The 26,285-nt window shown below is 72.6% G+C and carries 25 protein-coding genes; 16 read left to right on the top strand and 9 right to left on the bottom strand.

What is annotated here, in order from left to right; translation table 11 throughout:
• The first annotated feature begins 70 nt into the window (after positions 1 to 70).
• The 6 genes from idi (at position 71) to BJY14_RS34570 (ending at position 5,330) form a co-directional block, all read left to right on the top strand.
• Entirely contained in the window at positions 71 to 649 is a 579-nt protein-coding gene (gene idi, locus BJY14_RS34595; RefSeq protein WP_179847442.1) for an isopentenyl-diphosphate Delta-isomerase, read from the top strand.
• Between the two features lie 153 nt (positions 650 to 802).
• On the top strand, positions 803 to 2,107 hold the full coding sequence (locus BJY14_RS34590; RefSeq protein WP_179847441.1) for an ABC transporter substrate-binding protein: 1,305 nt from the start codon (positions 803 to 805) through the stop codon (positions 2,105 to 2,107).
• Complete coding sequence (locus BJY14_RS34585) at positions 2,104 to 3,015, top strand: carbohydrate ABC transporter permease (protein ID WP_312879534.1); 912 nt, start codon at positions 2,104 to 2,106, stop codon at positions 3,013 to 3,015. The genes BJY14_RS34590 and BJY14_RS34585 overlap by 4 nt, the downstream gene beginning before the upstream one ends.
• Positions 3,012 to 3,920: a carbohydrate ABC transporter permease gene (locus BJY14_RS34580; protein ID WP_376770024.1), complete on the top strand. Its 909-nt coding sequence runs from the start codon at positions 3,012 to 3,014 to the stop codon at positions 3,918 to 3,920. The genes BJY14_RS34585 and BJY14_RS34580 overlap by 4 nt, the downstream gene beginning before the upstream one ends.
• A gap of 239 nt (positions 3,921 to 4,159) precedes the next feature.
• The gene (locus BJY14_RS34575) at positions 4,160 to 4,588 is read left to right on the top strand and encodes an ASCH domain-containing protein (RefSeq protein ID WP_218905718.1); all 429 of its coding nucleotides are present in this window, start codon (positions 4,160 to 4,162) and stop codon (positions 4,586 to 4,588) included.
• Between the two features lie 91 nt (positions 4,589 to 4,679).
• On the top strand, positions 4,680 to 5,330 hold the full coding sequence (locus tag BJY14_RS34570; RefSeq protein WP_179847439.1) for a Uma2 family endonuclease: 651 nt from the start codon (positions 4,680 to 4,682) through the stop codon (positions 5,328 to 5,330).
• On the opposite strand, the gene mug is transcribed toward BJY14_RS34570, so the two are convergent.
• The 3 genes from mug to BJY14_RS34555 are packed head-to-tail and all read right to left on the bottom strand — an operon-like array spanning position 5,317 to position 7,551.
• Positions 5,317 to 5,880, bottom strand: coding sequence for a G/U mismatch-specific DNA glycosylase (gene mug / locus BJY14_RS34565; protein ID WP_179847438.1), 564 nt, complete (start codon positions 5,878 to 5,880; stop codon positions 5,317 to 5,319). The two genes, BJY14_RS34570 and mug, sit on opposite strands and share 14 nt — an antisense overlap.
• A complete protein-coding gene (locus BJY14_RS34560; RefSeq protein WP_179847437.1) occupies positions 5,880 to 6,599 on the bottom strand; it encodes a sulfite exporter TauE/SafE family protein in 720 nt (239 codons plus the stop codon). The genes mug and BJY14_RS34560 overlap by 1 nt, the downstream gene beginning before the upstream one ends.
• 22 nt (positions 6,600 to 6,621) lie before the next feature.
• Positions 6,622 to 7,551 carry an aldo/keto reductase gene (locus tag BJY14_RS34555; protein ID WP_179847436.1) on the bottom strand — a complete coding sequence of 310 codons (930 nt, stop codon included), beginning with the start codon at positions 7,549 to 7,551 and terminating at the stop codon, positions 6,622 to 6,624.
• Positions 7,552 to 7,636: 85 nt separating this feature from the next.
• Here BJY14_RS34555 and BJY14_RS34550 point away from each other — a divergent pair, with 85 nt between their 5' ends.
• A complete protein-coding gene (locus tag BJY14_RS34550; protein ID WP_246396213.1) occupies positions 7,637 to 8,230 on the top strand; it encodes a LysE family translocator in 594 nt (197 codons plus the stop codon).
• A gap of 56 nt (positions 8,231 to 8,286) precedes the next feature.
• Here the strand turns inward: BJY14_RS34550 and BJY14_RS34545 are convergent, their stop codons facing one another.
• The 3 genes from BJY14_RS34545 to BJY14_RS34535 all read right to left on the bottom strand — a co-directional run bounded on the left by BJY14_RS34545 (position 8,287) and on the right by BJY14_RS34535 (position 14,165).
• On the bottom strand, positions 8,287 to 11,052 hold the full coding sequence (locus tag BJY14_RS34545; protein ID WP_312879533.1) for an aconitate hydratase: 2,766 nt from the start codon (positions 11,050 to 11,052) through the stop codon (positions 8,287 to 8,289).
• Between the two features lie 406 nt (positions 11,053 to 11,458).
• Complete coding sequence (locus BJY14_RS34540; RefSeq protein ID WP_179847433.1) at positions 11,459 to 13,027, bottom strand: carboxylesterase/lipase family protein; 1,569 nt, start codon at positions 13,025 to 13,027, stop codon at positions 11,459 to 11,461.
• Between the two features lie 154 nt (positions 13,028 to 13,181).
• The gene (locus BJY14_RS34535; RefSeq protein ID WP_179847432.1) at positions 13,182 to 14,165 is read right to left on the bottom strand and encodes a DUF2804 domain-containing protein; all 984 of its coding nucleotides are present in this window, start codon (positions 14,163 to 14,165) and stop codon (positions 13,182 to 13,184) included.
• 132 nt (positions 14,166 to 14,297) lie between these two features.
• Here BJY14_RS34535 and hpnC point away from each other — a divergent pair, with 132 nt between their 5' ends.
• Genes hpnC through hpnH form a run of 6 tightly spaced genes read left to right on the top strand, consistent with a single transcriptional unit; the run spans position 14,298 to position 21,343 of the window.
• Positions 14,298 to 15,161, top strand: a complete 864-nt coding sequence (gene hpnC, locus BJY14_RS34530; protein ID WP_179847431.1) for a squalene synthase HpnC — start codon at positions 14,298 to 14,300, stop codon at positions 15,159 to 15,161.
• Positions 15,158 to 16,075 (top strand): phytoene/squalene synthase family protein, encoded by a 918-nt coding sequence (locus BJY14_RS34525; RefSeq protein WP_179847430.1) that lies wholly within the window; start codon positions 15,158 to 15,160, stop codon positions 16,073 to 16,075. The genes hpnC and BJY14_RS34525 overlap by 4 nt, the downstream gene beginning before the upstream one ends.
• Complete coding sequence (gene hpnE / locus BJY14_RS34520) at positions 16,072 to 17,391, top strand: hydroxysqualene dehydroxylase HpnE (RefSeq protein ID WP_179847429.1); 1,320 nt, start codon at positions 16,072 to 16,074, stop codon at positions 17,389 to 17,391. The genes BJY14_RS34525 and hpnE overlap by 4 nt, the downstream gene beginning before the upstream one ends.
• Positions 17,388 to 18,413, top strand: a complete 1,026-nt coding sequence (locus BJY14_RS34515) for a polyprenyl synthetase family protein (protein ID WP_179847428.1) — start codon at positions 17,388 to 17,390, stop codon at positions 18,411 to 18,413. The genes hpnE and BJY14_RS34515 overlap by 4 nt, the downstream gene beginning before the upstream one ends.
• Positions 18,413 to 20,338 carry a squalene--hopene cyclase gene (gene shc, locus BJY14_RS34510; RefSeq protein WP_179847427.1) on the top strand — a complete coding sequence of 642 codons (1,926 nt, stop codon included), beginning with the start codon at positions 18,413 to 18,415 and terminating at the stop codon, positions 20,336 to 20,338. Before BJY14_RS34515 ends, shc begins: the two co-directional genes overlap by 1 nt.
• On the top strand, positions 20,339 to 21,343 hold the full coding sequence (gene hpnH, locus BJY14_RS34505; RefSeq protein WP_179847426.1) for an adenosyl-hopene transferase HpnH: 1,005 nt from the start codon (positions 20,339 to 20,341) through the stop codon (positions 21,341 to 21,343).
• A gap of 45 nt (positions 21,344 to 21,388) precedes the next feature.
• Here the strand turns inward: hpnH and BJY14_RS34500 are convergent, their stop codons facing one another.
• A complete protein-coding gene (locus BJY14_RS34500; RefSeq protein WP_179847425.1) occupies positions 21,389 to 23,371 on the bottom strand; it encodes a bifunctional phosphatase PAP2/O-acyltransferase family protein in 1,983 nt (660 codons plus the stop codon).
• A gap of 205 nt (positions 23,372 to 23,576) precedes the next feature.
• Between BJY14_RS34500 and BJY14_RS34495 the strand changes: the two genes are divergently transcribed.
• Together BJY14_RS34495 and BJY14_RS34490 are read left to right on the top strand one after the other, a co-directional pair.
• Positions 23,577 to 24,230: a PadR family transcriptional regulator gene (locus BJY14_RS34495; RefSeq protein ID WP_179847424.1), complete on the top strand. Its 654-nt coding sequence runs from the start codon at positions 23,577 to 23,579 to the stop codon at positions 24,228 to 24,230.
• Positions 24,231 to 24,232: 2 nt separating this feature from the next.
• The gene (locus tag BJY14_RS34490) at positions 24,233 to 24,694 is read left to right on the top strand and encodes a DUF1707 SHOCT-like domain-containing protein (RefSeq protein ID WP_179847423.1); all 462 of its coding nucleotides are present in this window, start codon (positions 24,233 to 24,235) and stop codon (positions 24,692 to 24,694) included.
• Positions 24,695 to 24,705: 11 nt separating this feature from the next.
• Here the strand turns inward: BJY14_RS34490 and BJY14_RS34485 are convergent, their stop codons facing one another.
• Positions 24,706 to 25,632 carry a LysR family transcriptional regulator gene (locus BJY14_RS34485; RefSeq protein ID WP_218905717.1) on the bottom strand — a complete coding sequence of 309 codons (927 nt, stop codon included), beginning with the start codon at positions 25,630 to 25,632 and terminating at the stop codon, positions 24,706 to 24,708.
• A gap of 73 nt (positions 25,633 to 25,705) precedes the next feature.
• Between BJY14_RS34485 and BJY14_RS34480 the strand changes: the two genes are divergently transcribed.
• Complete coding sequence (locus BJY14_RS34480; RefSeq protein WP_179836280.1) at positions 25,706 to 25,876, top strand: hypothetical protein; 171 nt, start codon at positions 25,706 to 25,708, stop codon at positions 25,874 to 25,876.
• Here the strand turns inward: BJY14_RS34480 and BJY14_RS34475 are convergent.
• Positions 25,857 to 26,246: a PPOX class F420-dependent oxidoreductase gene (locus BJY14_RS34475; protein ID WP_179847422.1), complete on the bottom strand. Its 390-nt coding sequence runs from the start codon at positions 26,244 to 26,246 to the stop codon at positions 25,857 to 25,859. The two genes, BJY14_RS34480 and BJY14_RS34475, sit on opposite strands and share 20 nt — an antisense overlap.
• Positions 26,247 to 26,285: the final 39 nt, after the last annotated feature.

The following is a 26,285-nucleotide window of genomic DNA, read 5'->3' as shown; positions in this document are numbered from 1 at the left end:
GCCGCAGACCACCCGCCCGGGGGGTGTGAAAAGACTGACCCCGGTGGGAGGGATGGGGTAGGAAAAGAGCATGGGCGTCGAAGAGATTGTGCTGCTCAACGCGGACGACGAGGCCGTCGGAACCGCGCCGAAGAGCGCCAGCCACCATAGAGACACGCCGTACCACCTGGCCTTCTCCTGCTTTGTCACGGACACGGAGGGTCGTGTTCTGATCACTCAGCGCGCCCTCGGCAAGCGGACCTTCCCCGGCGTCTGGACGGGCAGCTGCTGCGGCCATCCAGGCCCCGGCGAGAAGCTCCGCGACGCCGTGCTCCGGCGGTTGCGGGACGAACTGGACATCCAGGACGCAACACTCACCCCGGTCCTGCCCCGGTTCCACTACCGGGCCGTGGCCGAGGACGGGACGGTCGAGCACGAGCGCTGCCCGGTCGTGCGCGCCGTCGTGCCCGCGGGCGCGGCCGTCCACCCGAACCCCGAGGAGGTCGAGCGGGCCGAGTGGTGGACGTGGGACCGCTGCCTGGAGCTGACCGGAAAGCCCGAGTCCTCGCCGTGGTACCGGCTCCAGCTGGCCGAACTGGAGCCGCTCGGCCCGCCGCTCGACTGGCCCGACGCGGGCCGCTCCGGCCTGCCGCCCGCCCTCGGCTGGTAGCCGCCGGCCGCCGCGCCCCCGTCCGCGCCCGCCGCGGCGCGGGCGGTGGGCGTGTGGCGCGCATCACCGAAAGATCACTATTCGGCGCCCGGTGTTGACCGTCCGTCCGTCCAAGCAGACGCTTGTTTCTCGGTGTAACCGAAGGGACGGACGATGCGAGTACGTGCTCCCCGGCGCCGCTGGACGGCGGTCGCGGCCGTGACGATGACGGCCGCGCTCGCCGTGTCGGCCTGCGGCGGCAGCGACGACAAGGGTTCCAACGACACATCCCAGGTCGAGGTCTTCTCCTGGTGGACCGGTCCGGGCGAGGCGGACGGGCTCGCCGCGATGCAGGCCGACTTCGAGAAGAAGAACTCCGGCACCAAGTTCGTCAACGCGGCCATCGCGGGCGGGTCCGGCACCCAGGCCCAGGCCGTCCTGGCGAGCCGGCTGCAGAACCGCAAGCCGCCGGACTCCTTCCAGGGCCACGCGGGCGCCGAACTGCTCGACTACATCAAGGCCGGGCAGATCGAACCGCTGGACTCGTTCTACGACGAGAACAACCTGAAGTCGGCCTACCCCCAGCAGCTCCTCGACCAGATCAGCTACAAGGGGAAGATCTACTCGGTGCCGGTGAACATCCACCGGTCCAACATGCTCTGGTACAACCCGGGCATCCTCAAGGACGCCGGGATCTCCGGTCCGCCCGCGACGATCGCCGACTTCATCACCGCGCTGAAGGCCGTCAAGGACAGGACGAAGAAGGTCCCGCTGTCGCTGGGCGCGCAGTGGACGGCCGACCACCTGCTGGAGAACGTCCTGCTGGGCGACCTCGGCACCGACGCCTACAACGCGCTGTGGAAGCCGGGCGCCGACTGGGGCAGCCCGGCCGTCACCAAGGCGCTGACCGACTACGCCGAGATCATGAAGTACACGACGCTGGAGGCCGCGTCCACCGACTGGCAGGGCGCCGCGAAGGCCGTCGTGGACGGCAAGGCCGCGTTCAACATCATGGGCGACTGGGCGTACGGGTACTTCGTCGGCAGCGCGCCGAACGGCCTCGGCAAGAAGCTCGACACCGACTTCAAGTACGCGCCCTCCCCCGGCACCGACGGCACCTACATGTGGCTGTCGGACAGCTTCACGCTGCCCAAGGGAGCACCCCACCGCGGCGGCGCCCTCGCGTGGCTCAAGGAGGTGTCCAGCAAGGAGGGGCAGGACCTGTTCAACCCGAAGAAGGGTTCCATCCCCGCCCGCAAGGACGCCGACAAGAGCCTCTACAAGGACTACCTCCAGTACGCGTTCGAGCAGTGGAACAAGCCCGGCGTCAAGCTGGCGGGCTCGTTCTGGCACGGCGTCAACGCCAGTAAGAAGCAGCACACCGACATCGACACGGCGGTGGGCCTCTTCCTGCAGAACAAGGACGTCGCCAAGCTCCAGCAGGGGCTGGTGAGCGCGGCCAAGAACAGCGGCCAGTGAGGTCGTCCCCAGGTTCCAGATGGGCCCGTAGCCGCAGGTGGCTGCCCGGGCTGCTGCTGGTCTCGCCGTCCGTCGTCGCGATCGGCCTGTTCGTCTACGGGCTCATCTTCTGGAACACGCGGGTCGCGGTGAGCGGCAAGCACGACGAGGTCACCGAGTACGGGTTCGACAAGGGCAGGAACTTCGTCGACCTGTGGGACCAGCCCAGCTGGCCCGGCGCGGTGAAGCACGCGCTCCTGTTCACCGCGGTGTTCGTCGTCGGCGCCCTGGTGCTCGGCGCGTTCCTGGCGTTCCTGATGGACAAGGGCATCAGAGGCGAGGCGTCCTTCCGCGTCGTCTACCTGTTCCCCATGGCGGTGTCGTTCATCGCCAGCGGCGTCGTGTGGCGCTGGCTGATGAACCCGGCGCCGCCGGAGCGCGCGGTCGGCCTCAACCAGCTGTTCGGCAAGCTGCACCTCGGCGCGCTGGCGAACAGCTGGTGGCAGGACCCGGACTGGGGCATGGCGGCCATGGCGCTGCCCGCGATCTGGCAGATGTCCGGGTACGTCATGGCGCTGTACCTCGCCGGGTTCCGCGGCGTCCCCGGGGAGCTGCGGGAGGCGGCGCGGGTGGACGGCGCGTCCGAGTGGAAGTTGTACCGGTACGTGGTGTTCCCGCAGCTCCGCCCGGTGACGCTGTCCGCGCTGATCATCCTCGGGCACATCTCGCTGAAGGTGTTCGACCTGATCATGGCGATCGCGGGCAAGCAGATCATCACCTACGTGCCGGCCGTGGCGGCCTACGTCGAGATCTTCGACCGGCACGACCCGGCGAACGGCGCCACGATCGCGACCTATCTGCTGGTCGCGGTGGCCGTGCTGGTGATCCCCTACCTGGTCTGGTCGGTACGTTCGGAGCGGACGCGATGACGCGCGTGGAGGCATCCCCGGCGCCGGCGCGGCGCCGGCTGAAGGGCGGGCGGCGCGGCGGCGCCATGGCGGAGCCGGGGAGTTCGTCCAGGGTCTGGCGGGCCGTGAAGCTCGCCGTCCTGCTGGCGTTCGTCCTGCTCTTCCTGATCCCCGTGTACGTGCTGGTGGTCACGAGCTTCAAGCCGCTGGACGAGGCGGACCCGAGCACCGCGTGGAACCTGCCGGGCCAGTGGAGCATGTCCGGCTGGAGCTCCGCCTGGGACGCGCTGCGGCCCGGCCTGGAGAACAGCGTCAAGATCGCCGTCTCGGGGTCGCTGATCTCGGCGGTGCTCGGCTCGCTGAACGGCTACGTGCTGTCCAAGTGGCGGTTCCCCGGCGCGGACGTGGTCTTCACGCTGTTCCTGTTCGGCATGTTCATCCCGTACCAGGCGGTGATGATCCCGCTGGCCGGCCTGCTCACCGACATGGAGCTGGTGGGGACGATCCGCGGCCTCGTCCTCGCGCACGTCGTTTACGGCATCCCGATCTGCACGCTGATCTTCCGTAACTACTACGTGACGATCCCGGACGAGCTGGTCGAGGCGGCCCGCGTCGACGGCGCCGGGATGCTCCGCACCTACTGGTCGGTCGTCCTGCCGGTGTCGGCGCCGGCGTTCGCGGTGACGCTGATCTGGCAGTTCACCTCGATGTGGAACGACTTCCTGTTCGCGGTGTTCCTCGGCGCCCCCGACAGCTGGCCGGTCACGGTGATGCTGAACAACACGGCCGGTTCGGGGGCCGTGGCCGTCCAGTACAACCAGCAGATGGCCGAGGCGCTCCTCGCGTCCCTGCCGACCCTCCTGGTCTACCTGCTCCTCGGACGGTTCTTCATGCGCGGCCTCATGGCGGGCGCGTTGAAGGGCTGAGATTTCCACGCGTACGTCAACCGCATCACCGCCTCGGGCGTCACATGGGTGATCAAGCACCCCATGGGCTTAAAAAACCCATGACGGACAACGACCCTTTCGCCTCGTGCGTTGGCAATTCCTGCGGGATGCGCCTAGCCTCTCGGGCATCGTCGCGCGACACCCGGCGTCCGCCGGGCGTCCCGGCGATCCCGGGGGCGGACGGACCGGCGGACAACGGAGGTGACCGCGTGCAGGCGATGAGTGTTCAGCAGCCCTGGGCGTTCGCGATCGCGCGTGGTGGCAAGAGCGTGTCGAACCAGAGCTTCCCGACCGCCTACCGCGGTCCGCTCCTCATCCACGCCTCGATGCGCGTCGACCTGAAGGCGTGCGACTCCCCGCTGATCCAGGCGGCCGGCTGGGACCCCCGCGACCCGCTCGCCACGATCGGCGCCGTCATCGCGGTCGCCGAACTCGACGACGTCTGCTCCGCCGCCGTCCGCGGCGCCGCCTGCGAGTGCGGCCCCTGGGCCGACTCCGCCTCCCACCACTGGCTCCTGTCCGGCATCCGCGCCCTCCCCCGCCCCATCGTCGCCCTGGGCCGCACCGACCTGTGGCAGCCCACCCCGACCCTCCTCAAAGAGGTCGAGACGATGTTCGCCGCCGCCGCCCTCAACAACGCCAACTGAACGTAAAGAGCTCGCTACGCTAGGTCGCAAAAGTCGGGCGGGGTAACGTAGTCCCTGCATGGATCTGTCATGCCACCAACTGGAGCGGGACGTGAGCATCGCGCACGATCATGGCGGGCATGGCCCGTACACGGTGGAGGACCTGCACGCCCGAGAGGACGAAGGCCGCGGCCTGGAACTCGAGGATGGGTGGCTGGTCAAGCTGTCTCCGAATCCACTGCACAACATCACCTATGAGAGGCTTCGCCAGCTCATCAGGACGGCAGCGGCAGACGCGGGAGCATCTCTCTTCGTGGCCTCCGGAAGTGACTGGGAGATCGAGACGGCGGCCGGTATCCGGAAGCCCGATGTGATCGCGGTCCCTGGAGACGTCGCCGACTCGTGGTTCGACGGCGACTGCCCGGCCACCATTCCAGGCCATGAGCTCCTCCTCGTCGTGGAGGTCGTCTCACCGCGCAGCGGTAGCGAAGGCCGGGATCGTTTCCGCAAGCCCCAGGAGTACGCGGCGATGGGAATCGCCCAGTACTGGCTGGTCGACTACACGCCCGAACCCTTTGTCCAGGTCTTCGTCCTGGAGGACCAGGAAGGACCCACCGGCAAGAAGTTCCCTGCATACCGGCTCGACCAGTCGGCGAAGTCCGGAGACATCCTGGAAGTCGAGGTGACGGCGGACAAGGTGTTCACCGTCACGTTCGACCCGAAGATCCTCACCGAACGCCCCAGACACCTCACGGAACTCTGAGGGCTTCGGCGGCTTTGCGTAGGCGGGCGAACTCGGTGGCGATGCGGTCCAGGGGCCAGCTCGCGTTGAGGCCGCTCGGGTTGGGCAGGACCCAGAGGCGCGCGGGGCCGAAGTCCTCGTCCTGCGGGCCGATCCGCGTCTTGGGGCGGCCGAAGGCGGTGCGGTAGGCGGTCACGCCGGCGACGGCCAGGTAGGCGGGGCGGTGGCGTTCGACCAGGGCGGCCAGGCGGCGCCCGCCCTCGCGGAGTTCGGCGCCGGTCAGCTCGTCGGCGCGGGCGGTGGTGCGCGGCGCCAGGTTGGTGATCCCGAGGCCGTACCCGGGCAGGAGGCCCTGCTCGGACGGGTCCAGCCGCCGGTCGGTGAAGCCGGACAGGTGCAGCGCGGGCCAGAAGCGGTTGCCGGGACGGGCGAAGTGGCGGCCGGTCGCCCCCGAGTACAGGCCCGGGTTGATCCCGCAGAACAGGACGCGGAGCGTCCCGGACCCCTTGGGCAGGACGTCGGGGATGACGCGGTCGCGGGCGGCCTCCAGGTCGGCCTTGGTGGGGCGCATCAGAACAGGTTACGGACGATGAGCACCGCCGCGGACGTCCCGACGACGGCGAGGAGCGCGACGCGCAGGCGTCCCGCGTCCAGGTAGCGGCGGAGCGGGCCCGCGGCGAGGAACCCGGCGAAAACGAACGGGACCAGCTCCACGCCCGCGACGACCTGCCGGGCCGGGAGGCGTCCGGCGGCGGCGAGGGTGAGGAGCGACAGCAGGGCCCCGGCGATGAAGAACACCGCCAGGGTCGCGCGGACGCGGGGGCCGCTCTCACGCTGGTAGAGCAGCGCTATCGGCGGGCCGCCGATGCCGGACGCGGTGCCGGTCGTGCCGGAGATGACGCCGGCGGTGGCGAGCGTGCGGCGGTTGCGCGGCAGGTCCGCGGTCCAGGTCGTCAGGGCGAGCGCGGCGAGGACCACCACGCCGATCACGACGCCGAGGACGCGGTCCGGGGCGGCGGCCACCAGCCACACGCCGGCCGGCGTGCCGGCGAGGCGGCCGGCGAACGCCCAGCCGAGGCCGCGCAGGTCGGCGTGCCGCACCTCCTGGGCGAGCGTCGCGAACGGCAGGGCGAGCGCGATGACGAGGATCGCGCCCGGCATCAGGGACGGGAACAGCATCGTCACGATCGGCGTCGCGACCAGCCCGACGCCGAGGCCGACGCTGCCCTGCACGATCGCGCCCACCAGCGCGGCAAGGCCTCCGATCAGGACGAACTCGACAGGCGGCACGCCGAGTGAGCCTACCGTCCGGTCAGGCGGACGCTTCGGACAGGCGGTCGAGCTGGGCGGCGGTCAGGGTCGTGCGGGCGGACTCCACGAGCGGCGGGAGCTGCTCCAGGGTGCGGGCGCTCGCGATGGGCGCGACGACGGTCGGCTGGGCGGCGAGCCAGGCCAGCGCGACGGTCGCGACCGGGACGTCCTGCTCCTCGGCGACGATGTCCAGCGCCGCCAGGACGGCGCGCCCGCGCTCGGTCTCCAGGTGCCGCGCCGCGCCTCCGGCACGCGCGCTGTCCACCGTGGAGCCGGGACGGTACTTCCCGGTGAGGAAGCCGGAGGCGAGGCCGTAGTAGGGGACGGCGGCCAGCCCGTACTTCTCGGCCAGGTCGCGGCGCGGCCCCTCGTAGGAGCCGCGGGAGACGAGGTTGTACTCGGGCTGGATGGCCGCGTAGCGGGCCGTTCCCTCGCGCTCGCCGAACTCCAGGGACGCCTGGAGTCGGTCCAGCTCGATGTTCGACACCCCGATCTGGCGGATCTTGCCGGCGGCGACGAGCCCGTCCAGCGTCGTCATGATCTCCTCGACGGGCACCGAGGGGTCGTCGAAGTGGGTGAAGTACAGGTCGATGCGGTCGGTGCGCAGCCGCCGCAGCGAGTCGTCCACGGCCGCCCTCATCGTCGCCGCGGAGAGGCCCTGGTGCTCGGGGTGGCGGCCGCCCTTGGTGGCGATCACGAGGTCGTCGCGGTTGCCGCGCGACTCCGCCCACTCCCCGATGATCGACTCGGACTCGCCGCCGCGGTTGCCCTCCACCCACGCCGAGTAGGAGTCGGCGGTGTCGAGGAAGTTGCCGCCGGCCGCCGCGTAGGCGTCCAGTATCCGGAACGAGCGCTCCCGGTCCGCGGTCCAGCCGAAGACGTTGCCGCCCAGGCAGAACGGGAAGACGTCCAGTTCACCGATCTTGTGCATGGTGGTGTCCAGCTCTCTCGTTGTCCGTGTCGCGCATCTCAGGGATCATTACCCTGTGCTAGCCGCATGTCTCGCATTCGCCGCCATGGCCGCCCTTCTCACCATCACGCCCGGCGTGGACACGATGCTCGTCGTGCGCACCACCGTGGCCGGGGGGCGCCGCACGGGCCTGCTGGCGTCGGCGGGGGTGGTGACCGGCCTGCTGTGCTGGGCCCTGATGAGCGCGATCGGGTTGACCGCGATGCTGGCGGCGTCCCGTCTCGCGTTCGACGCGGTGCGCCTCGCGGGCGCCTGCTACCTGCTGTGGCTCGGCCTCCGGGCCCTCTGGACGGCGCGGCGCCGCGCACCCGGCGCCTCCGAGGAGCGTCCGCCGGCCCCGGCGATCGGGCGCGCCGCCTTCCGCGCCGGGCTGACGACGAACCTGCTCAACCCCAAGGTCGGCGTCTTCTACATGAGCCTGCTGCCCCAGTTCGTCCCGGACGGCGCCTCGGTGTTCTGGACCAGCATGCTCTTCGCCGCCGTCCACGCCGCCGAGAGCCTGCTGTGGCTGGCCGTCATCGTCGCCGCCGCCGGCGCCGCCCGCCGCGCCCTCACCCGTCCCGCCGTGAAGCGCCGCCTCCAGCAGGTCACGGGGCTGGCGTTCATCGGCTTCGGCGTCCGGCTGGCCGTCGATCGCTGACCGCACGGGAACGGGCCGCCCCCCGCGTTGGGAGGCGGCCCGTCTCGGCGTGCGGGTTACTTGCGGAGCAGGTTCCGCAGGACGTACTGGAGGATGCCGCCGTTGCGGTAGTAGTCGGCCTCTCCGGGGGTGTCGATGCGGACGACGGCCTTGAACTCCTTGCCGTCGGCCTTTACGGTGACCTCCTCGGGGACCCCGCCCTCGTTGAGCGCGGTGACGCCGGTGATGTCGAACGTCTCGGTGCCGGTGAGGCCGAGGGACTCGGCCGACTCCCCGTCCTTGAACTGCAGCGGCAGGACGCCGAGGCCGATCAGGTTCGAGCGGTGGATGCGCTCGTAGGACTGGGCGATGACGGCGCGGACGCCGAGCAGCGCGGTGCCCTTGGCCGCCCAGTCGCGCGACGAGCCGGAGCCGTACTCCTTGCCCGCGATGACCACGAGCGGGGTGCCCTGCGCCGCGTAGTTCTGCGCGGCGTCGTAGATGAACGCCTGCGGCGCGTCCCCCTGGGTGAAGTCGCGGGTGTAGCCGCCCTCGACGCCGTCCAGGAGCTGGTTGCGCAGCCGGATGTTGGCGAACGTCCCGCGGATCATGACCTCGTGGTTGCCGCGGCGCGAGCCGTAGGAGTTGAAGTCCTTGACCGCGACGCCGTTGTCCTCCAGGTACTGCGCGGCGGGCGTGCCGGCCTTGATGGACCCGGCCGGGGAGATGTGGTCGGTGGTGACCGAGTCGCCGAGCTTGGCCAGGACGCGGGCGCCGTGGATGTCGGCGACCGGCTCCGGCTCGGCGCCCATGCCGTCGAAGTACGGTGCCTTGCGGACGTAGGTGGACGCGGTGTCCCACTCGAACAGGTCGCCGGTCGGGATGTCGAGTCCCCGCCAGCGGTCGTCGCCCTTGAAGACGTCGGCGTAGCTCTCGGTGAACATCTCCTGCCCGATGGACGACTCGACGATCGCGGCGACCTCCTCCGGCGCGGGCCAGATGTCGGCCAGCCGGACCGGGCCGTCGTCGCCCTCGGCGATCGGGTCGTTGAGGATGTCGATGTCCATCGTGCCGGCAAGCGCGTAGGCGATGACCAGCGGCGGCGAGGCCAGGTAGTTCATCTTCACGTCGGGGCTGATGCGGCCCTCGAAGTTGCGGTTGCCCGACAGCACCGCGGTGACCGCGAGGTCGTTGTCGTTGACCGCCTTGGAGATCTCCGGCTGGAGCGGGCCGGTGTTGCCGATGCAGGTGGTGCAGCCGTACCCGACGAGGTTGAAGCCGATCTTGTCGAGGTACGGGGTGAGGCCGGCGCGCTCCAGGTAGTCGGTGACGACCTGGGACCCGGGCGCGAGGGAGGTCTTCACCCACGGCTTGCGGGTCAGGCCCCTGTCCACCGCGTTCTTCGCCAGCAGCGCCGCGGCGATCATCACGTACGGGTTGGAGGTGTTGGTGCAGGAGGTGATGGCCGCGACGGCGACGTGCCCGTGGTCGAGCTCGAAGGACGTCCCGTCCTCCAGGGTGACGGGGACCACGTCGTGCGGGCGCCCGGACCCGTTGGAGCCGTGCGGGCGCGGCTTGTCGCCGGCCGAGTCGCCGCTGATCGCCGGGGAGTCGGAGGCCGGGAACGACTCGCTGGAGGCCTCGTCGGCCGCGCCCTGGATGCTCTCGACGTAGTTCTGCACGTCCCGCCGCCAGGTCTGCTTGGCCTCGGCCAGGGAGATGCGGTCCTGCGGGCGCTTCGGGCCGGCCAGCGACGGGACGACCGTCGCGAGGTCGAGCTCCATGTACTCGGAGAACTCCGGCTCCACCGACGGGTCGAGCCAGAGGCCCTGCGCCTTGGCGTAGGCCTCGACGAGCGCGATCTGCTCCTCGCCGCGGCCGGTGAGCCGCAGGTACTTCAGCGTCTCGTCGTCGATCGGGAAGATCGCGCAGGTGGAGCCGAACTCGGGGCTCATGTTGCCGATCGTGGCGCGGTTGGCCAGCGGCAGCGCGTGCACGCCCTCGCCGTAGAACTCCACGAACTTGCCGACGACGCCGTGCTCGCGCAGCATCTCGGTGATGGTGAGCACGAGGTCGGTCGCGGTCGTCCCGGCGGGCAGCTCGCCGGTCAGCTTGAAGCCGACGACGCGCGGGATGAGCATCGAGATCGGCTGGCCGAGCATCGCGGCCTCCGCCTCGATGCCGCCGACGCCCCAGCCGAGCACGCCGATGCCGTTCTCCATCGTCGTGTGCGAGTCGGTGCCGACGCAGGTGTCGGGGTAGGCGACGCCGCCGCGGTCGAACACCACGCGGGCCAGGTGCTCGATGTTCACCTGGTGGACGATGCCGGTGCCGGGCGGGACGACCTTGAACTCGTCGAAGGCCGTCTGCCCCCAGCGCAGGAACTGGTAGCGCTCCTTGTTGCGCTCGTACTCGCGCTGCACGTTGCGCTCGAAGGCGTCCGGCGAGCCGAAGTAGTCGACGATCACCGAGTGGTCGATCACCATCTCGGCCGGCGCCAGCGGGTTGATCCTGGTCGGGTCGCCGCCGAGGTCGCGCACCGCCTCGCGCATCGTGGCCAGGTCCACCACGCAGGGCACGCCGGTGAAGTCCTGCATGATCACCCGCGCGGGGGTGAACTGGATCTCCTTGCTCGGCTTGGCCTTCGCGTCCCACTGCGCGAGCGCGCGGATGTGGTCGGCGGTGACGTTCGCACCGTCCTCGGTGCGCAGCAGGTTCTCCAGCAGCACCTTGAGGCTGTACGGGAGACGGGCCGAGCCCTCGACGGCGTCCAGCCGGTAGATGTCGTACGACCTGTCGCCGACCTGCAGCTTGTCGAGACTGCCGAAGCTGTTCGCGGACACGGACTCCTCCTCCGTCGCCACCGCGCGTCCGGTCCGGGACATGAGCGCGCGGCGCTGGGTTGATCTTCAGTAAGGCCCGTCCCCGAGGCCGACGCGGGACGGCGCGCGGCGGGACGGGAGCTTCGTCTCCCTTGATCCTGCCTTAGTCGGACTCCTGACCGGGAATCAGGGCCGCCTAACTTCCACCGCTTTTCTCTTGACGTCAAGCTATCTCTAATTTATCTCGACATCAAGCTACTTGCACCCGGCGCCGGACGGCAGAACGGGTGCGGCCGCAGAAACGTTCTGCGGCCGCAACCGTTTTCGCGGTGCGTTCCCTACTTGAGCCAGAGGACCCACGGCGGGTAGCTGGTGCCGCCCCGCCGTCGCGCACCGGGCTGACGGCGGGGCCTCCGGCGTGCCGGAGTCAGAGGGACTTCCAGAACGAGCAGTTGGCGGCCGTGGCGGTGTCGGTGCGGTGGACGGCGCCGGGGGCCAGGGACAGGACGTCGTCCGGCGAGCGGAAACGCGGCCACTGCGGTGCCCGCGCGGCCTGGGGCCTGCCGCTGCGCGCGAAGGACGTCCAGTAGCCCACCATGGCGTCGGAGAGCCGCTGCTGCGCCGGGGTCAGGGTGCCGATCAGGCCCGGGAACAGGAACGTCAGCTCGCTGGCGTGCTCGGCGCCCTCCTCGAATCCGGGGACGTCGAGCAGCGGCGGAGCGGCGCGGTCGGCGAACTGGTACGCGTACACCGGGACGCCCGCGCGCTTGAACAGGCGGAACGCGTCCTGGTGGACGCAGGCCGACAGCACCTCGTTGGAATCCGTCTGGAGCGTCGCCAACGCGATCCTGGGATCCGGGTAGGCCGCCGCCGGGTAGCGGGCCAGCACCTTGTCGGCGTCGGCGCCGTAGCCGGAGCGGACGATGTCCTCGTACTCAGCGGCGGTGATGGGGGTCGGATAGGAGAGGGAGACGAACAGACGCATCTCGTCCAGCGTGTTGCCGTGCATCACCGGCACACGGTTGAAGCGGCCCTGTTCGATCGCCCGCTTGGGCTGGAGCGGCAGGACGTGGTCGCCGCCCGCCACAGGGCCCGCGTCCGTGGCCTTGGCCTCGAAGGTCTCCAGCAGCGTCTTGACGGGCACCGCGCGCAGGCACGCGCCGTTCGCCGAGGCCGATCCATTGTCGCACCCCAGGGCCTGGGCGATCGTCGCCCCCTCGGCCTCTGCCGAGGCCTCCGTGCGGGCGGGCGCGGTACAGGAGTAGCTCTGGGCGACGACCTTGTGGAACAGCCCCGCGGCGGTGGGCGAGACGAGGTTCGCGCAGGAGTCCCAGGATCCCGCGGACTCGCCGAACAGCGTGACGTTTCCGGGGTTGCCGCCGAAGGCCTCAGCGTTGCGCCGGACCCATCGCAGGGCCGCCTGCTGGTCGAGCAGCCCGTAGTTGCCCGCCTGGTAGCGCCGGTCTGCGCCGGTCTCCAGGCCCGGATGCGCGAGCCAGCCGAGCGCGCCGAGGCGGTAGTTGACAGTGACGACCACGACGCCGCCGTCCTCGGCCAGCTTGGCGGCGTTGTAGATGCTCGCGGTGCCGGTCGTGTTGCCGCCGCCGTGCACCCACACCATGACGGGCAGGCCGTGCCGGCGTTGCGCGTGGGCAGGCGTGGTGACGTTCAGGTAGAGGCAGTCTTCCTCGTAGCTCGTCTCGCCGCCGTAGGGGGCGGGGAGCTGCGCGCACTGGCCGCGCGGGAAGGTGGCGTCGCGGACGCCCTGCCAGGGCCGTGCCGGCTGCGGCGGCCTGAAGCGCAGGCCCCCGGTCGGCGGTGCGGCGAACGGGATGCCCTGGAACAGCCGGTGGCCTTGCCGCACCTGGCCTCGCACCGCCCCCAGGTCGGTGCGGACGACGGCGGACGAATCCGGTGCCCGGTGCTGGGCCGCGGCCGGAGCCGCCCCTCCTAAGACGAGAACGGACGCGAGCAGCGAGATGGCGGTGAGCCTCACAGGGTCCCCTTTCGGCGCGACGCTCTGGCACCCCCCGATCTCTTCGCATCACATCAGGACTTGATCTCGAAAAGGACGCGAGCGGCCAACGTGTTCGTCTACGACACGATCCGGAGGAATCCGGGCGCGCTCGCGTCAGCGGTCGCGTCGCGGCTCACCAGCGCTGGCGGGCCTCCTCGGCCCAGCCGGTCAGGCCGTCGACGTCGTGCCAGGTGCCGTCGTCGGCTTGGGCGCGGCCGCTGAAATGGCCGAAGCACTGGTGGGTCTCGGTGCCGACGACACCGAGCTCCGTCCGGGCGACCTTCTCATGGAACGGCCGGAACCGGACCTCGACGCGCGGACCGCGGATCGTCCAGGGGCGCAGCCAGTCGGACCGGTCGTAGGTCCAGTCGAGCTCATCGCCGATCTTGTGCAGACGGCCGCCGACGAACAGCGCGTTCTCGGTCATGCCGGTGCCGCCGGTCCACCTGCCGCCGAGTTGCAGGGCCAGGCCGGGGCCGCTCGCCGCCGCCCAGTTCCACGTCATCCGGTACGGCCACTTGCCGCGCCCGTGGTCGAGGACGGCGAAGGAGCCCTCCCCGATCTCGTGGTCGCCGGACGGAAGCCGCAGCCGCCCGTGCACGGGGCGCCCGACGTCCTTGACCGTGTACTGGAAGCGCCTGGCGCTCCAGGGGACGACCACGCCGAGGGACTCGTGGCCCTCCGGCAGCGGAACCTGGACGTCCAGGTCGACCAGCCCGGGGACCAGCGCCCGCAACCGCGAGCCGGACGGCCCCTGCCGGACGCCGACCGCGAACCCCGCCCCGCGCACCGACGCCTCCCCCGATCCGCTGCGGTCGGGGAACACCGCCCCGCGCGCGAACGGGACCACGCCGTCCCGGGAGATCTCCTCCCCCGTCTCGCGGTCCAGCACGTACACGCCGTGGACCGCCGCGTAGTCGAGCGACGAGGCGACCAGCCCGACGATGTGCCGGGGCGTGACGACGCCCCAGTACTCCCAGCGCTTGGCCCGTCCCCAGCCGCGCAGGTTCGCGCGGTGCAGCGGGCGCCGCGTCCAGCCGACCGCCCGCGGATCGAGCCGCCCGTCCGGCGTGCACAGGTCGACGGGCTCGGTGATCTCGCGCTCATGGGTCGGCATGCCCCGAGGCTACCGAGCGGCCCGCGCGACGCCGTGGCCCCTGGAACGGTTCAGCCCCGGACACGGCCCGTTTAAATAAGTCCATACCTTGGCCAGAGTTTCTCTCGTGCCGGACCGGTCGATCTCCTCTAGGTGATCATTGAACCGCCCTGGAGCGCCGCGGAGCACGAGCGCGCGCTGGACCGGCTCGCCGCCCGGGAGAACTTCCCGGTGGCGGCGCGGGTCCTGCCCGCCCGGCACCGCGCCGCCCTGCGGGCCGTCTACGGCTTCGCGCGGCTCGTCGACGACATCGGCGACGAGGCCCCGCCGGAGCAGCGGCCCAAGCTGCTCGGCCTCGTGGACGACGACCTGGACCGCGTGTTCGCCGGGCGGACGCCCGCCCTGCCGCAGCTGCGGAGGCTGGCGGAGACGGTGCACGCGCACCGGATCCCCGAGGAGCCGTTCCGCGACCTCGTGCAGGCGAACCGGCAGGACCAGACCGTCCACCGGTACGAGACGTTCGCCGACCTGCAGGGGTACTGCGCGCTGTCCGCCGCGCCGGTCGGGCGGATCGTGCTGCGCCTGTTCCGCGCGCACACGCCGCGCCTCGCGGCCGCGTCCGACGACGTCTGCACGGCGCTGCAGATCGTCGAGCACTGCCAGGACGCCGGGCAGGACTACCGCGCGGGCCGGATCTATCTGCCCGGCGAGGACCTGCGGCGGTTCGGCTGCGCCGAGGACGACCTCGCGCGGCCGGTGACGCCGACCCGGCTGCGCGGCGTCCTGGCGCTGCAGGCCGGCCGCGCCCGCGAACTGCTCGACGGGGGCGCCGCGCCGCTGCTGGCGGACCTGACGGGATGGGGGCGCGTCGCGGTGGCGGGCTACGTGGCGGGCGGGCGCGCCGCGCTGTCGGCTCTGGAACGCGGGCGGTACGACGTGCTCGCTCATGCGCTGCGTCCACGGCGGGCCACGCTGCCGGCCGGGTGGGCGCGCGCCCTTGGAAGGAGGGGGCGATGACGGTCTCGGAGACGTGCGAGGGGTCCGAGCGGGTGGTCGAGGCGTACCGGCACTGCGAACGGGTGGTGCGCGAGGAGGCCCGCAACTTCTCCTACGGGATCCGGCTGATGCCGGCCCCGAAGCGGCGGGCGATGAGCGCGGTCTACGCGTTCGCGCGCGGCATCGACGACATCGGCGACGGCCCGGAGCCGGCGTGCGTGCGGCTCGACCTGCTGGACCGGTCGCGGCAGCGGCTGACGACCGTGCAGGAGGTGCTGCGGCGGAAGGTGGACGTCCGGGCGCTGGAGGGGCATCCGGTGCTGACCGCGCTGGCGGACGCGGCGGGCCGGTTCCCGATCCCCCTGGAGGCGTTCGAGGAGCTGATCGACGGCTGCGAGGACGACGTGCGCGGCGCCGACTACGAGACCTTCGACGACCTGCTGCGCTACTGCCAGCGGGTCGCGGGCTCGGTCGGGCGGCTGTCGCTCGGGGTGTTCGGGTCGGACGGCCGGCAGCGCGCCGAGGGCCTCGCCGACTCGCTCGGCGTCGCGCTGCAGCTCACCAACATCCTGCGCGACCTGCGCGAGGACCGGCTGGCCGGGCGGACCTACATCCCGGCCGAGGACCTGGCGCGGTTCGGCTGCACGCTGAAGCTGGACGAGTCGGGCGCGTTCATCGACCCGCCGTGGCGGCTGAACGAGCTGGTCGGCTTCCAGGCGGAGCGGGCGCGGGCCTGGTACGCCGAGGGGCTGCGGCTGCTGCCGCTGCTGGACCGGCGCAGCGCGGCGTGCACCGCGGCCATGGCCGGCATCTACCGGCGGCTGCTGGAGAACATCGCCGCGCGCCCGCAGATCGCGCTGGACGCGCGGGTGTCGCTGCCGACCTGGCAGAAGGCCGTGGTGGCGGCGCGCGCGCTGTCGGGGGTGGAGCGGTGAGCGTCGTCGTCGTGGGCGGGGGGCTCGCGGGCATCAGCGCCGCGATCGCGCTCCAGGAGTCGGGCGTTCCGGTCACGCTGCTGGAGTCGCGGCCGTGGCTGGGCGGCGCCACGCACTCGTTCGGGCGGGGCGAGCTGAGCGTCGACAACGGCCAGCACGTCTTCCTGCGGTGCTGCACGGCGTACCAGGGGCTGCTGCACCGGCTGCGCGCCGACCACCTCGTCGACGTGCAGGACCGGTTCGACGTCCCCGTCCTGCGGGCGGGCGCGCGGCCGGCGCGGCTGCGCAGGTCGGGCCTGCCGAGCCCGCTGCACCTGCTGCCCGCGCTGGCGCGGTACGCGCCGCTGTCGGCCGCCGACCGGGTGAGGGCCGCGCGTGCCGCGCTGGGGCTGGCGCGCCTCGACCCCGGCGACCCCGTGCTCGACCAGGTCTCCGCCGGGGCATGGCTGGCCCAGCGCGGCCAGCGGCCGTGGGCGCGGGAGGCGCTGTGGGGCCTGTTCCTCACGTCCGCGCTGAACGCCGAGGTGGACGACGCCGCGCTCGGCCTGTCGGCGATGGTGTGCCGGCGGGCCCTGTTCGGGCGCGCCGACGCGGCCGACATCGGGCTGCCGCTCGTCCCGCTGGAGGAGCTGCACGGCGGCCCGGCGCTGCGGCGCATCGCGGAGATGGGCGGGACCGTCCGGCTGAAGGCGAGGGTGGAGGCCGTCACCGCCGACCCGAAGGTGGTCGTGGACGGGATGCCGATCGCCGCCGACGCTGTCGTCATCGCGGTGCCGCACGAGGCGGCGGCGCGGCTGCTGCCCGCCGAGGCGCTGCCGGACCCGCTGCGCTGGCCCGAGCTGGACGCCAGCCCGATCGTGAACGTCCACGTCGTCTACGACCGCAGGGTCATGGACGCGCCGTTCGCCGCGGCGGTCGGCTCGCCCGTCCAGTGGGTGTTCGACCGGACGGCGGTGAGCGGGCTGCGCGAGGGCCAGTACCTCGCGGTGTCGCTGTCGGCCGCCGACCCGTGGATCGACATGCCGACCGCCGAGCTGCGCTCGCGGTTCGTCCCCGAGCTGCGGCGGCTGCTGCCCGCGGCGTGGGACGCGCAGGTCCGGGAGGTGTTCGTGACGCGGGAGCGGCGCGCGACGTTCCGGCAGCGCCCCGGCAGCGGGGCGGCCCGCCCCGGCGCGGCGACGCGCGCGCCGGGCCTGTACCTGGCCGGCGCGTGGACCGACACGGGCTGGCCCGACACCATGGAGGGAGCAGTGCGCAGTGGTCTCACCGCCGCCCGCCTGGTCCGCCGCCACCTGGAGAAGGTGAAGGACCGATGACGGCCGTGCCCGTTTCGCTGACCGATGTCCGTGAGCTGGTCGACGGCGCGCTGCGCGCCGCGGTCGGGCGGCTCGACCCGCGCACCTACCGGGTCGCGGCCTACCACCTCGGCTGGACCGACGAGGAGGGCCACCCGCGCAAGGCCCCCGCGGGCAAGGCGCTGCGCCCGGCGCTGGCGCTGCTGTCCGCGCGGGCCGCCCTGGCTCCCCCGGAGAGCGGGCTGCCGGGCGCCGTCGCCGTCGAGCTGGCCCACGCGTTCTCGCTCCTGCACGACGACATCATGGACCGCGACCGGACGCGCAGGCACCGCCCCGCGGCGTGGACCGTGTTCGGCGACGCGTCCGCGATCCTGGCGGGCGACGCCCTCCTCGCCCTCGCCGGCGAGGTCCTGCTGGAGGCGCCGGGCCAGGGCTCGGCGCGGGCGGCCCGCGCCCTGGCGGCGGCCGTCCGCCGCCTCGTCGCCGGCCAGTCCCTCGACATGGACTTCGAGACGCGCAGGCAGATCGGCGTGGACGAGTGCCTCACGATGGCGTCCGGCAAGACCGCCGCGCTGCTCGCGTGCTCGTGCGCGATCGGGGCCGTCCTGGACGGCGCGCCGGAGCGGCTGTGCGCCGCCCTGGAGGCGTTCGGCGAGGACCTCGGCATCGCGTTCCAGCTCGTGGACGACCTGCTCGGCATCTGGGGCGACCCGGCGACCACCGGCAAGCCCGCGCTGTCGGACCTGCGGTCCCGCAAGATGTCGCTGCCGGTCGTCGCCGCGCTGAACGCGGGGACGCCGGAGGCCTCGCGGCTGGCCGAGCTGTACGCGCGGCCCCTGCCGGCCGAGGAGGAGGCGGCCGCGGAGGAGCTGGCCGAGGCCGCCGGGCTGGTGGAGGCGGCGGGCGGCCGCGCCTGGGCCGAGATGGAGGCCGAGAGCCGCATCCAGCGCGCCGCCGAGCACCTGCTCACCGCGCGGCTGCCCGAGCCCGTCCGCGCCGAGTTCCTGCACATCGCCGACTTCGTCACCTGCCGGGACCACTGATGACGACGACAGAGCCCACCACCACCGGGACGACGCCCGCCCCGGAACCGCCCGCCGCCGGCGGGACGGCCCGGATCAGGACGGCCGCCGAGGCGCTGGCGGCCGCCCGCGACCATCTGCTCCTGCTCCAGTCGCCCGAAGGCTGGTGGAAGGGCGAGCTGCAGACCAACGTGACGATGGACGCCGAGGACCTGCTGCTGCGCGAGTTCCTCGGCATCCGCGACGACGCCGACACCGCCGAGGCCGCCCGCTGGATCCGGTCCCAGCAGGCCGCCGACGGGACCTGGGCGAACTTCCACGACGGCCCGCCGGACCTGTCCACCACCGTCGAGGCCTACGTCGCGCTGCGGCTCGCGGGCGACCCGCCGGACGCGGACCACATGGTCCGCGCCGCGGCCTTCGTCCGCGGCGGCGGCGGCATCCCGGCGACGCGCGTCTTCACGCGGTTCTGGCTGGCGATGTTCGGCCGCTGGCCGTGGGAGAGGCTGCCGGTGCTGCCGCCGGAGATGATGTTCCTGCCGCGCTGGTTCCCGCTGAACGTCTACGACTTCGCGTGCTGGGCGCGGCAGACGGTCGTCCCGCTGACGGTGGTGGCCTCGCTGCGCCCCGTCCGGCCGCTGCCGTTCACGCTGGACGAGCTGTACCCGGGCTACGACGTCCCCCCGGCCCGCAGGCGGGGCTTCTCCGGGTGGGACGCGGCGTTCGGGGCGCTCGACGCGGCCCTGCACGTGTACGAGCGGCACCCGGCGAAGGGCGTGCGCCGGGCCGCGCTGCGCCGCGCCGCCGACTGGATCATCGCGCGGCAGGAGCGGGACGGGTCCTGGGGCGGGATCCAGCCGCCCTGGGTGTACTCGCTGCTCGCGCTGCACCTGCTCGGCTACGGCCTTGACCACCCGATCGTCCGGCGCGGCCTGGACGGGCTGGAGCGGTTCACGATCCGCGACGACCGGGGGCGGCGCCTGGAGGCGTGCCAGTCCCCCGTCTGGGACACCGCCCTCGCGATGAACGCCCTGGCCGACGCGGGCCTGCCCGCCGGGCACCCCGCCCTGGAGCGGGCCGCCGAATGGCTGATCGGCGAGGAGGTGAGGGGCCCCGGCGACTGGTCGGTGCGGCGCCCCGACCTGCCCCCGGGCGGCTGGTCGTTCGAGTTCGACAACGACTGCTACCCCGACACCGACGACACCGCCGAGGTGGTCCTCGCGCTCGGTCGCGCCCGGCACCCGCTGGCCGAGCCGGCGATCGAGCGCGGCGTGCGCTGGATGGCGGGGATGGCCTCCAGGGACGGCGGGTTCGCCGCGTTCGACGCCGACAACACCCGCGCCCTGTGCCGCAGGCTGCCGTTCTGCGACTTCGGCGAGGTCATCGACCCGCCGTCCGCCGACGTCACCGCGCACGTGGTGGAGGCGATGGCGCACCGCGGCATGGCCGACTCGCAGGTGGTCAAGCGGGCCGTCGTGTGGCTGCTGAAGGCGCAGGAGCCGGACGGGTCCTGGTTCGGCCGCTGGGGCGCCAACCACGTGTACGGGACGGGCAGCGTCGTGCCCGCCCTCATCGCGGCGGGCGTCCGGCCGGGCAGGCCCGCGATCCGCGACGCGGTCGCCTGGCTGGAGCGCCACCAGCGCGACGACGGCGGCTGGGGCGAGGACCTGCGCTCCTACCGGGACCGGACCTGGATCGGGCACGGCGCGTCCACGCCGTCGCAGACCGCGTGGGCGCTGCTCGCGCTGCTGGCCGCCGGCGAGCGTGGACCGGCCGTCGAGCGCGGGGTCCGCTGGCTCGTCGAGCACCAGCGCCCGGACGGCACCTGGGACGAGGACCACTTCACCGGCACCGGGTTCCCCGGCGACTTCTACATCAACTACCACCTGTACCGGCTCGTGTTCCCGCTCTCGGCGCTCGGCCGGTACCTGAAGGAGACGTCCTAAATGGCGATGCCACTGCGCCAGAGCCTGCGCGTCGGGGGCTACGTCCTGCGCAACAAGCTGGCGGGGCGGACGAGATACCCCTTGATCATGGAGCTGGAGCCGCTGTTCGCGTGCAACCTGGCGTGCGCGGGCTGCGGGAAGATCCAGCATCCGGCGGACGTGCTCAAGCAGCGGATGCCGGTCGAGCAGGCGGTCGCGGCGGTCCGCGAGTGCGGCGCGCCGATGGTGTCGATCGCGGGCGGCGAACCGCTGATGCATCCGCGGATCGGGGAGCTGGTCGCCGAGCTGGTGCGGATGAAGCGGTACGTGTTCCTGTGCACGAACGCGGCGCTGATCCCGAAGAAGATCGACCAGTTCAGGCCGTCGCGCTACTTCGCCTGGGCGGTGCACGTCGACGGCCTCCGCGAGCGGCACGACGCGTCCGTCTGCAAGGAGGGCGTGTTCGACCAGGCCGTGGAGGCGATCAGGATGTGCCGGGAGCGGGGGTTCCGGGTCACGACGAACACGACCGTGTTCAACACCGACACCCCGCAGACCGTCATCGAGGTGCTCGACTACCTGAACGACGAGCTCCGCGTCGACCAGATGATGATCTCGCCCGCGTACGCCTACGAGAAGGCGCCCGACCAGGACCACTTCCTCGGCGTGCAGGAGACCCGCGCCCTGTTCCGCAAGACGTTCGCGGACGGGCGCCGCGAGCGGTGGCGGTTCAACCACTCGCCGCTGTTCCTGGACTTCCTGGAGGGGAAGGTCGACTTCCCGTGCACGGCGTGGGCCATCCCGTCGTACTCGCTGAAGGGCTGGCAGCGGCCCTGCTACCTGATGGACGACGGCTACACCGCGACCTACCAGGAGCTCCTCGACACCACCGACTGGGACGCCTACGGGCGGGGACGTGACGAGCGCTGCGCGAACTGCATGGCGCACTGCGGCTACGAGCCCACCGCCGTGTTCGCGACCATGGGCTCGCTCAAGGAGTCGCTGCGCGCCATGCGGAGCATCTGAGCACGGGCCATCTGAGCACTGCGCATCTGAGCACGGGGCCCCTGGTCACTCCGGTTCTTTCCGCAGTTCCTCGAAGACGTCGCGGACGGCGTTCATCAGCGCGTCGGCGTCGTCCGCCAGGCCGGGGTCGACGGAGAGGCCGAAGCACAGGTCGCGGTGGACGCCGAGCCCGGCGATCGCCAGGGGCGTGCCGGGGGCGAGCGGAACGATCGGGTACACGGCGGTGAGCGGGGCGCCGCACAGCCGCAGCAGCCGGTCGGGCCCCGGAAGGCTCGACACGGTGCCCTGGAGGAACCGCCCGCTGTAGGACATGCGCGCGAAGCGGGCGTGCAGCGGAGGCGGCATCAGCCGTCCGGCCTGCCTCATCACGAACCACGCCGCCTGCGCCCGCGTCCCGGACCGCAGCACCCGGCCGCGCTTGGCGATCAGGGCGAGCCGGTCGGTCTCGGCCATCTTCCCGATCGGCAGGTCCACCATCACGGCGGTGGTGTGGTTGCCCACCATCGCGCTGCCCGGCGGCCGCATCATCAGCGGGACCGCGACGCGGCACGTGCCGGGCCGGCCGTCCTCCTCGCTGACGCTCCGGTTCAGGGCGCCCGCGACCGCGCACAGCACGACGTCGGTGACGCGGGCGCCGTGGCGGCGGGCCACGTCCCGCACCGTGCCGAGCGGGAGGACCATGGTGCCGAAGCGGCGCTCGCACGTCGCGGCGGCGGGCAGCTTCTCGGGCCTGCCGACGGCGGTGGCCAGCTGGCCGAGCCCGACCACGGTGGCGACGGCCTTGCGCAGCGGTGCCCGGGGCGGCGCGGCGACCGGCTCGGGCGGCGGCTCCATCAGGTAGACGGCCTGCGCCACGATGCCGACGCCGTCGGCGACCACGTGGTGCATCATGTAGACGACCGCGGTACGGCCGGGCTCGGCGCCCTTCAGCACGACCATCCGCCAGGGCGGCCGGTCCAGCGGCAGCGCCGCGGACTGGAGCCGGGCCACCTCGGCGCGCAGGCCGGCCATGCCGTCGACGTGCTTCTCGACGACGTGCCACTCCCAGTCGATCCGGTCCACGTCGCGCCAGACGGGGCGGCGCCAGCGGCCCCGGCGGACGAGCCGCTGCCGAAAGCGGGGCAGCCCGTCGAGGCGCTCCTCGACCACCCGGACGAGATCGGCGCGGCCGACGTCCCCTCGCGAGGTGTCGAGCATGATGACGCCGCCGGGATGCTGCGGGGCTTCGGGCGTCTCCACCGCGAGGAAGAACGCGTCCGGCCCCTGGACGCGCGGCACGGGCGGCCCCGCGAGGCGCTCGGCGAGCCAGACCGGCACTGCGACGAACGGCAAGGCGGCGAGGGCGTCCAGCAGGTAGTGGTTCGCGGTGGCCAGGATGACGTAGAGGGTGACCAGGATGTGCACGGTGTTGAGCCCCTGCACCCAGCGCTTGGCCTTCACGCGCGCGAGCTCGACGCCGACCCACAGCGTCCAGGCCATGTGCAGGGACGGGACGGCGGCGAACTCGTCGGCGTGCTTCACCAGCGGTGAGCCCCACGACCCCCAGGTGCGGCCGGTGGCGACGGTGTCGACGAAGCCGAGGCCGGGGGGCATGAGCCTGGGCGGCATGACGGGATACAGCGCGAAGCACGCCAGGCCGGCGAGGTTGAGCATGACGAACGCGTTGCGAGCCGTGCGGTACCGCTCGGGGTGGCGCAGGAACAGCCAGACGAGCAGGGCGAGCGCGCTGCCGACGTAGGTGATGGCGTACTCGTAGTTGGCCAGGACCCGCAGGACGGGCTGCTGGGCCAGCCAGCCGTTGAGGGCGCGCTCCACGTCGATGTGCAGAGCCCGTTCCAGCGCGTAGAGCGACTCCCCGTGCTCGCGCGCCGCCGCCATCCTGGCCTGCTCGGGCAGCATCGCGACCAGCGAGTAGAGCGCGAACAGCGCCAGGCCGAGCAGCAGCTCGTTCCTGGCGCGGAGCCTGGTTCCCGTGGCGCCAGGGGTGAAGACCGCGTCCTGCGCGGCCACCGCTTCCTGTGTGCCCATCGTCCCCCTCGTCCACGGTGGTACCCAGGGACGCCCGCGATCAGACGGCGATGGCCGCATTCGGAGCCTATGCCCGGTTTGTCCGCACGCCCCGGCCCCGCGGGATTCCAGAATCGGGGAACCATCTGGCCGAACCGTACGTCTTCGATATATCGTTGTCGTATCGCGAGAGGTCAGAGAGAGCTCTCAGAAGGTGGTGGAGAACATGGGGCACATGCACGGCCGCGGGCCCTGGGGCCGCGGCGACCTCCCGAACTTCGGCGCCCTGTTCGGCGGCGGGCCGGGCCCCTTCGGCCCTCCCGGCGGGTTCGGTCACGGACCCGGCGGGCGGCCGCCGTGGGCGCGCGGGCGCGGCGGCCCGTGGGGCCGGGGCGCCAAGGCCCGCAAGGGCAACGTCCGGGCGGCGATCCTCGTCCTGCTGGCCGAGGAGCCGCGCAACGGCTACCAGATCATCCAGGAGATCAACGAGCGCAGCGACGGGGCCTGGAAGCCGAGCCCCGGCGCCGTCTACCCGGCGCTGCAGCAGCTCGCCGACGAGGGCCTGATCGCGGGCGACGAGTCCGGCGGCCGCCGCACCTTCCAGCTCACCGGCGAGGGCCGCGCCTACGTCGAGGAGAACGCCGAGCGGCTGGCCGAGCCGTGGGCGGAGATGACGCCCGAGTTCGGCGAGGGCGTCCCGGAGCTGTTCAAGCAGGCCGCGCAGACGGGGGCCGCGGTGATGCAGATCGTCCATTCCGGCTCGCCCGAGCAGGTCGCCCAAGCGCGGGACGTCCTGTCGGAGACCCGCCGCAGCCTGTACCGCATCCTGGCCGACGACCTGGACGGCCCCGGGCCGACGGCCGACGACACCGAGGAGTGATCATGGCCCCGCCCGACGAGATCCGCATCGGCGACGCCGAGCGCGACGCCGTCATGGTCGCCCTGCACGACCACTTCGCCGCGGGACGGCTGGACCGCACCGAGCTCGACGAGCGGCTGGAGTCCGTGCTGACCGCCAAGACGCGCGGCGACCTGCGCGCCCACGTCCGAGACCTGCCGTCCCCGACCGGGCTGCCCGAACCCGCCGTGGACCGTCACCCTCGGACGGCCCACCACCGGTACCCGGCCCACCACCACCGGCACCTGGCTCACCGCCACCGGCACAGGCCGATCTTCCCGGTCTTCCCGCTGCTGTTCGCGGCGTTCCTGGTGCTCGCCTTCACGGCCGGGCCCGGCACGGGGTTCCTCGTCGTCCTGCAGATCGCGCTGGCCGTCTGGGTCCTGCGCGCGGTCCTGCTGGCCTTCGGGATCCGCCGGGCCCGCCACCACGCCCCCGGCCCCTGACCCCGGAACCCTCAGGCGGCCGCCAGGACACAGCGGTCGGGGACGGCTTCGCGGAGGGCCCGCAGGCCGCGCGCGACCAGCGGGTGGCCGCGGCCGCCGCGCCGCACGCAGGTCAGCACGCGCCGCTTCGGGACGCCGTCCCCGCCGAGCGGCACCCGCACGACCGGCTGGTCGGCCGGGCCGCCGGCCAGCCGCGGCACGAGCGACACCCCGAGGCCGTTGGCGACCAGCGCCCAGATCACCGGCCAGGTGGTGGTGTGGTGCGCGATCCGCGGCGTGAACCCGGCGGCGGCGCAGTAGGCCATGACCTGCTGGTGGTGGCCGCAGCTCTCGGGCCGGACGCTGATCCACGGCTCGCCCGAGGCGTCCTCCAGCCGGACGCCTTCGCGCAGCGCCAGCGGGTGCCCGACCGGGACGATGAGGTCGAGCGCCTCCTCCAGCAGGGGCTCGCGGTCGAAGCGCGGGTCGCCCGGCGGCGGCGCTGCGGGGGTCGGCTCGATCACCGCGATGTCGGTCTCGCCCGCCGCGAGCAGCCCGACGGCCTCCTCGGTGTCGCACTCGCGGACCTCGACCGCCAGAGCCGGGTCGGCGCGCAGCAGGGCGCCGGCGGCGGGCGCGACGAGCCCCGAGATCGCCGTGGGGAACCCGCACATGCGCAGCGGGCCCGCCGCCCCGGCGCGGTGCGACTCCAGGTCGGCCAGGGCCTCCTCCCACCGGGCGAGGAGCCCGTCGGCGTGCCCGACCAGCAGGTGCGCCGCCGGGGTCAGCCGCACCTTGCGGCCCTGCGGTTCCAGCAGCGGCACCTTCAGCTCCCGCGCCAGCTCGCGCAGGTGGTGGGAGACCGCCGACGGCGTCAGGTGCATGGCCTCCGCCGCCGACGTGACGGTCCCGTACTGGTGGACGAGCCTCAGCATGTGCAGCCGGCGCAACTCGATCATGCGAACATCTTGCACGATCCCCTGCGCGAATCTGAAATGGACGAGAACGTTCCACCGGCCGCAGACTGCCGTCATGAGCGAACCGACCACTCTCGTGTCCCGGCACCTCACCAGCGACGGCGTCGTCACCTGGACGCGCTGCGCTTGCGGGCGGCTGCGGATGGACCTCGTCCCCGCGGGCGGCGGGCGCGGCCTCGCCGCGGGCCCGTGCCCGCACCGCGCGGTCAGCCCCCGTGGAGCGTGAGCTCGTAGTGCAGCGTCCGGTAGCCCTTCAGCTTGTGGGCCAGCGGCACCGCGAACCCCTGCAGGAGCGGGTGCTTGCGGGCGAGCAGCCGGCGGATCGGCCGCGCCTCCTCCTCGGTGAGCAGGCGGACGCGGCCGCGCGCCTCGGGTCCCTTGACCTTGCCCCGGAAGGTGCTCGGGGCGAGCTCCACCTCCGGGTTGCGCGCAAGCCGCTTCGCCTTGAACGCCTTGTCATAGGTACGGAAGTAGGCGCGGTCGCCCCGAACGACGACGTTCACCGGCGTCCCTACCGGCGTCCCGTCCTTGCGGTAGCTCGTCAGCAGGACGGTGCGCTGCTTCCTCAACTTCTCCAGCGTCGTTGTGGTGTCCATACCCGGGAGACGTGGAGGCCGCGCCCGGATGTGACATCA

Origin of the sequence: Actinomadura luteofluorescens, assembly GCF_013409365.1 — a bacterium.
Taxonomy (GTDB): Bacteria; Actinomycetota; Actinomycetes; order Streptosporangiales; family Streptosporangiaceae; genus Spirillospora; species Spirillospora luteofluorescens.
The sequence above is the reverse complement of the archived record's forward strand: the minus strand, read 5'-3'. Positions and strand labels throughout refer to the sequence as shown.